Source organism: Mycobacterium sp. NGS11, from assembly GCF_059813315.1.
The window spans coordinates 50,714-56,858 of record NZ_JCALEJ010000031.1; the positions used below are offsets into that span (position 1 = coordinate 50,714).

At 61.5% G+C, this 6,145-nt stretch carries 6 protein-coding genes; 1 reads left to right on the forward strand and 5 read right to left on the reverse strand.

The annotated features are described in order from the left end of the window. Window positions 1-33 precede the first annotated feature (33 nt). The 5 genes from AC5Y4T_RS23530 to AC5Y4T_RS23550 all read right to left on the reverse strand — a co-directional run bounded on the left by AC5Y4T_RS23530 (window position 34) and on the right by AC5Y4T_RS23550 (window position 5,205). Entirely contained in the window at window positions 34-672 is a 639-nt protein-coding gene (locus tag AC5Y4T_RS23530; protein WP_499955702.1) for a Fic/DOC family protein, read from the reverse strand. A 12-nt stretch (window positions 673-684) separates the two neighbouring features. Next, entirely contained in the window at window positions 685-867 is a 183-nt protein-coding gene (locus AC5Y4T_RS23535) for an antitoxin VbhA family protein (RefSeq protein ID WP_499955704.1), read from the reverse strand. 1,013 nt (window positions 868-1,880) lie between these two features. Next, complete coding sequence (locus AC5Y4T_RS23540; protein ID WP_499955706.1) at window positions 1,881-2,816, reverse strand: alpha/beta fold hydrolase; 936 nt, start codon at window positions 2,814-2,816, stop codon at window positions 1,881-1,883. After that, a complete protein-coding gene (locus AC5Y4T_RS23545; RefSeq protein WP_499955708.1) occupies window positions 2,789-3,721 on the reverse strand; it encodes a hypothetical protein in 933 nt (310 codons plus the stop codon). Before AC5Y4T_RS23545 ends, AC5Y4T_RS23540 begins: the two co-directional genes overlap by 28 nt. After that, window positions 3,718-5,205, reverse strand: coding sequence for a hypothetical protein (locus AC5Y4T_RS23550; RefSeq protein WP_499955709.1), 1,488 nt, complete (start codon window positions 5,203-5,205; stop codon window positions 3,718-3,720). Before AC5Y4T_RS23550 ends, AC5Y4T_RS23545 begins: the two co-directional genes overlap by 4 nt. A gap of 387 nt (window positions 5,206-5,592) precedes the next feature. Between AC5Y4T_RS23550 and AC5Y4T_RS23555 the strand changes: the two genes are divergently transcribed. After that, window positions 5,593-5,919 (forward strand): response regulator transcription factor, encoded by a 327-nt coding sequence (locus AC5Y4T_RS23555; RefSeq protein ID WP_499955710.1) that lies wholly within the window; start codon window positions 5,593-5,595, stop codon window positions 5,917-5,919. The last annotated feature ends 226 nt before the right edge of the window (window positions 5,920-6,145 follow it).

Below are 6,145 nucleotides of genomic sequence, written 5' to 3' on the forward strand. Positions count from 1 at the left end.
CAGGCGGGTAGCCTGGCTGGAAGGCTGGCAGGATCAGAAGTCGTATGCGGGGTCATCATCGAGGATCTTCGCGAACATCGCAGTCAGCCGCGCGAGGCCGGATTCGGCTCGCGCAGCGTGGCATGCGCTGTGTAACTCTGTCAGATCAGTCTTCTGCCAGTCGAGTCCAGCGCCGCGTTCAGAAAGCAGGAGATCAAAGAACTCGCGGGTCGAGCGGCCATTGCCCTCGCGGAAGGGATGGGCGAAGTTGGCGTAGTCATACAGGTAGGCAACGGCGGCCGCGAGCTCGGGGCGGGGAACATCCTTGAGCCGGTTGAGCCGCTGAATTTCTACCGCGACGTGAGTCATCGGCTGACTGATGCTGGCCGGCGGGCAGAAGGACTCGCCGCCTTTCTCGATGCCAACAGTCCGCACGTCACCAGCCCAGCCGTACACGTCCTGAAACAGCTGAAGATGGATCGCTCGCAGGTACGCGAGGTCGTAGGTGCGGTCACCCAGCAGATCCGGGGCCTCACGGAGTTCGATAACACGTGCCTCGACGAGATCGTTCTCCGCGTCGCGCAGCGCCTCAGGTGTTTGGGCGCCCACCCGGTTTCTCAGGATGTTCGTGCCAAGGATGAAGTAACCCTGCCAGTTCCGTTCCAGATCGCCGGTGTCCCAGGGGTGTGGCACTCCCGGGCTCGGTTACTTCACGTTGTACCGGCGTCGGACGCGATCGCGCAGCTCGGCGGCGGTGATGGACCCGCGGGCGTAGGCGAGCTGGTCGGCGCGGGTGGCGTTGGTGCTACGAGAACCTTCGAGTTCGGTGCTGCGGCGGATCGCGCGGATGGCCTTGACCCGGCGCTTGGCCTTCTGCAACTCGGTCACCTTGGACACCACCTTCAATCAAGTTCCTCCAGGATAGTTGATGCAGGTGACATTCGTGCGACCGCGACTAAGCGGCCCGCCGGCACGTCGTTCCGCCGTGTTCCTCTCTACGCTGTGATGCCGGAGAGCTGCGTAACAAGGCGCAACAAGTGCCTGGAAGGTGCAGGGGAGTGTCTGTGGTCCGCGGATGGCTGGATTGTCTCGCCACGTTGGCTTCCCGCAGAGCGCTGTTGGTGAGCCCCGGTTGTCAGTTGAACGGATGAATTGTTGGCAACGTGCCCACGCGATCCTTGAGGCCGTCTTAGACTTCGTGCACATAAGAATGCAGCCTTATAGGCAGCACATCGAAAGGAGAGCCACGTCGTGGGTTACGACAATCGCTGTAAGGACTGCCAATACGGACGCTGTTCCACGTGCAAGGGCGAGGGCAAAGTCTGGGGTATGTCTGGTAACTGCACGAAATGTCACGGACAAGGCGGCACTCCCTGCGCACGGCATCGCTGATTGCCTTTTCGTCTAGGCGCAAGCTGCACGGGCACTTGCGCGCGCATAATTACAACGTTCACGATTGGTTCGACGTGTGCTAATCCACCGCCGAATCGTGCCGAAAGGCGTGTAACTGTTCAGCGGAGGGAAATGTATGTTTTGGACTTTAGCTATCCTTTGGCTTGTCTATCTGCTCGTCGGGATGGCAGTTGGAAAATGGTACTGGCAGCGACGCCATGGCCTGCATAAGAAGGTGATAAATGGGGGGGCGGACGTCATCTTCAGTTCGGTACTACCGATCTCGCTGGTCTGGCCCATTCTGTTGTTCTTCCCCAATTTTCGCGACCCCGAGCTCTGCGCGTGCCCAAACCACGTCCGCACCCGAGCGGCGGCAAGGCGCGAGGCGGAAGCTCATCTACAGGCCCTCGGCGAGGAGCGCGATTCCCGCCGTTGATCGGCGGAAAAGCGCAGCTTGTCCACGAATGGATCGATTGGCGCACCTTAAGGGATCGTCGAGTCTGACAGCGTCAGTCCAGGAACTGACCAGCGCGCTCGGCGAATGTGGTGACCTCGCTAAGCGAATGCCACAATGCGTGTCGTCCGGCCACCGGCATGTCGTGCACCTTCATCCCGTCTCGCCGGCATTGCCTGACCAAGCTGCGGACGTCGGCGGGCCGTGACAATCTACTGTCGATTCCGTGCACGATCTGCACCGAGGAACCCTGAATATAGTGGGCGTTCAGTAAATCACGTGCGAGGCGCCCGCGGCTTAGTGCGTAGCCGAGGTGGGCGATGTCGACACGGGACCAGGGCGGCATTGGATCGCTGCGCCGGTGTGGCGGCGCTATATGGCCGGTAATGCCGTTGTTAAGGTCGATGTAGTCGTCGACGGCGCGATCTTCCGAGTGGACGGCCCGTAGCAGGGACGAGATACTGCGCCGCCGCAACGCTACCGGCTCGACCAGGAGCAGGCTCGTGATTCGCATCAGCCCGGGGTCAGCGGCGGCAGCAGCGGCTAGGCTCGCGCCCAGGGAATAACCGACCACTGTGGCGGGCCCGCGTCGCAGCTGCGGGTTGCACGCCTGCGCGGCCTGCACGATTTGTCGTGCTACTGGTCGGAATTCGCCGCGACGCAACGCGCGTCGCTGTGAGGGCATAAGCCGGGCGCCGCCGTAACCGCAGCCGGGAGCGTCGACGACGGTGATGCGGGCGTCCCAGACCTCAGCGAGCACACCGAGTCGTCGTAACTCGAACGGCTCCACCCAGGCCATGATTCCCATGAATACCAACGCCTGTCGTGCTGAGTCAGGCCGGCCGAGGCTCGCTGTGCGCAGACCGTTGACGACGGCAAGCTCGTTTTGTAGGGCTGATCGGTGTGAAAAGCGGTGCGCGGTCGGGGTATCCGCAGGATGCGCACTTGATATTTCTGGTGTTGTCATGGTCGTTCTCCTCGGGAGCGCCATTTGGTTAGCGCCATCCGGACGTCGTCGGCCTCGAAGAATTCCTGGCATTCGTTGTGGGCACCGAGGAAACCGGTGATCGGATTGAACTTGGCCCAGGTCTTCAGGCCGGTGGGGGGGTGGTCTTCGTCGAGCTGCGGCCAGTCATCTTCGTCGCGGTCGACTGGGAAGTCTCGGTAGATCTCCTCAAGGCGCAGCTGCCATTTCGCCATCACTGGTGCAAGGGTGTGGGCGTAGGCGTTGAGTTTTGGGTTGAGTGTGATTTGACGGATCTTATTGGTAAGGGTGGGAATGAAGCCACCAGGTGCGCCGTGCAGATGGGTTAGTGCGTTAAGCCAGTCAAAGGCTTCCTCACCGCTATAGGACGTGTTCAACAGTTCGTGGAATGCCACGCGGGAGTCATCGATTCGGTCCCACAGGGGGTTCAGGCTGCCGTAGCGCTCGGGCGCCAGCAGTTCTTCGAGCATTCTGTCGGACCGGGCGGTGCCGGCCTCGGTAAAGCGGTCGACGTGCAGCGGCTTGGCATCAAGCCAGAGACTTGCCGCGCTCATGAACAGTGGCGCGTGCGTGGCCGCATCGTTGGTTAACGCCCACAACGGCAGATCCGGATCCACGCTGTGCACCCAGTCCAGTACCCCCAGCCCGGTAGAAATCGTGCGGGGCTGGCCGTTGTGGCCCGGGACCTGAATACGTTTGTGGCGGTTGTCGTGTCGGCGTCCGCCGAGCTCAAAGTCGGCGATCACGCCAGCGACAGATGACTGAACACCATCATTGCGCAATGCGGTGATCGCGGCGTTGGGGGAGGATACCGTGCGAAAGGTCACGCCGCGGTCGGCGTAGTAGTCGTGGAATTTGCGGTAGGCGTTGGCTTTACCAGGGTCGTCCTCGACGATCATGTATGTCTTCATGGGGTCTCCTCGCTGCTCGTCGCCTCTGCCCAAGTGTTTGGGGGGCGATCCCCCCAGGACGCGACGATGCGTTTGGTGCCGTCACTGCAAACCTCTTGGGTCAAGTCACCGTTGAAGGTGTCGCGCAGCCACTCTCGCAGCGCCGCTAGCGTGCTTCCGTCTGGGCACCAGTCGGCTGGGGGAATCGGCCGCAGGGGGTCACGCACCGCGACGTGGTAGCGCACATCGCGCCCTGAACCGCTGGTGTGCCCTTCCAGGACGACTTTCTTTGGCGCGTAACGGTTTTCCTCTTTCTGAAATGCCTGCCCGACGTTGTGGATCAAGGCGGTGGTCATCCGCACGGCGATCCGGTGGTCCTCTTTGCGAAGCGTCTGCTCATTCCAGCGGATGTCGCAGGCCACATTGCGTGCCGATACGCCGTAGGGTGAAAGGATTTTTTTGGCCAGATAGCCCAGTTCCATGCGCTGGGCGGCGAAGATTCCGACTCGGGTACTGAAGTGAGTCAAAAAGGCCGACAACGCCTGCAGATCAACAGCGTCGCGGTAGGCGACCCCGTCGAGCCGGCTGACCGATTCAGCGGCGGCTTTGGCGGGACCGAGGTCATCGTGGACGACGCCGCCCAATTCCTTGCGTCCCGCTTCCACGGCGTTGCGGCCGACGTGGGCGGCGGCCGCGATCATCCGGTCGTGGTTTCGAAGTGTGCCGCCCAGCAGTAGGGTCAATGCGGTGCACAGATAGGCGATCGGCACCATAGCGTGCTCCCATCGGTGACCCTCAACGCTGACGGCGATGATCGCGGTGCTGATCAGATAGGAGATTAGCGGCGCGTAGGGCCGCAGTGTGTGCATGAACGGTGGCATCACACTGGTTTCGGTGTAGTTGGGTGGGTCGAGAAAAACGCTGGCCAGCCCGGAGTTCAGATAGAAGACCGCAGCGGCAAGCGCGGCGATCTTGATCCAACCGGCGTCCCCGCCGGCGGGGGCCGAACTGACGGCGATGACATTGAGCGGGCAGGCGACGGTGCCGATGATGCCGGTGACATTCAGCGTCATCGTCTGAAAGCGATTGCGCGCGTAGTCGCGCATCGCACGCACCACCTGCCACCGTGGGTCGCCTGCCGACTTGCTGTGATATCCCTGCAGATAAATCTCCAACAGCACCTGGATCGCCGACGGCAACAAAGCCAGCCAGGTCCACATTTCGGCGCGAAGGACTGTGAACGCGGCCATGATCACGCCTAGCGATGCCATGCGCACCACGACCGGCCGCAACCGATCGTAAGCTTCCACCCGACGTTCGGCGATCATTTCGTGCCATTCGCTGAACGTCGCCGGGGCAACCAAATCCATTAAGAGTTGCAGCCATCGTGACGAGATGCGGGTGGGATCGTCGGGCAGCTGCCACCAGTACTCGAGATCCTCGTTGCGACGGGCATGCGGCTCAAGGAATTGACTGCGCAGCCAACGACGGACGCGTCGCAACATCGGCTATCCTTCCCGTCTGTTGTTCGAGGACTGCATGGCCTCGTGGAGAATTGGCCGCCCTACAACCGTGAGCCGCCGTGGCGTCGCCAGGCATAAGAGTTCGGCTACGGGTTGCGCTGACAACACTCGGGCGTCCCACCACCGTCCGCACGCGACGTCGTGTGGTGCAGGCGTCACCGCGTCGACCCGGTTGACTAGCTGCAGCGCGACGTAGCGTCATGTGGGCAATATTTCACAGATGACGACCCTGTCGTTGTCTATCGACAATCCGCTGATGGACTGTAACGAGATCTGACTATCTTTGCCCCGGCCGTGATTGCGCCGCGGCAATGAGCGGTCGCGGCGGTCGCGTACCTGTTAATTCATGACCATCTCCGTATCGCCGCAGTGTTTGACCGCGGCACCATCGCAGTTCGGAAGTATCAAGGCATGAGCTGCCAGGGCAGTCGTCTTGATCGACTTACCGAGGCCAATGGCCGCAGCCTAAAACAGCCGTCGATGACGGCCAGGGAAATAGAAGTACTCCTCGAGTGGCTGCGAAATGACAGCAAGCGTGAGGTTGCCCGGGCCCTCTATATCTCGGCTGGGACGGTCGGGACACATCTGCATCGCATTCGCGCCAAGTATGCCGCGGTGGGGCGACCAGCGAACTCCAAAGCCGCCCTGGTGGTTAGGGCGATCCAGGATGGGCTTGTCGGCATCGATGAGTTGTAGGAGCCTGAGGTTCGGCTGAGATGAATAGCGGCCAACGCCCAGATGGCGCAAGCCGTGTCTAGATAGTGTTTCAGAACTGCCCTGGCCACTTACCCGTTTTGCCGCCAACTTTGCTGACGGCTCGCCGGAGTGCTGCGTTGAGACTCCAGACGTTTGCAGGCCACGTCTCGTTGTTGATCTCGGTGGCGCCGAACGTTCCATTAATGGGGTTGTTACCCTCCAGCGT

Coding starts and splice junctions, on each gene's coding strand:
- AC5Y4T_RS23540 (WP_499955706.1), bottom strand. CDS start 2,816: ATGGCGCTCCCGAGGAGAACGACCATGACAACACCAGAAATATCAAGT.
- AC5Y4T_RS23545 (WP_499955708.1), bottom strand. CDS start 3,721: ATGAAGACATACATGATCGTCGAGGACGACCCTGGTAAAGCCAACGCC.
- AC5Y4T_RS23550 (WP_499955709.1), bottom strand. CDS start 5,205: ATGTTGCGACGCGTCCGTCGTTGGCTGCGCAGTCAATTCCTTGAGCCG.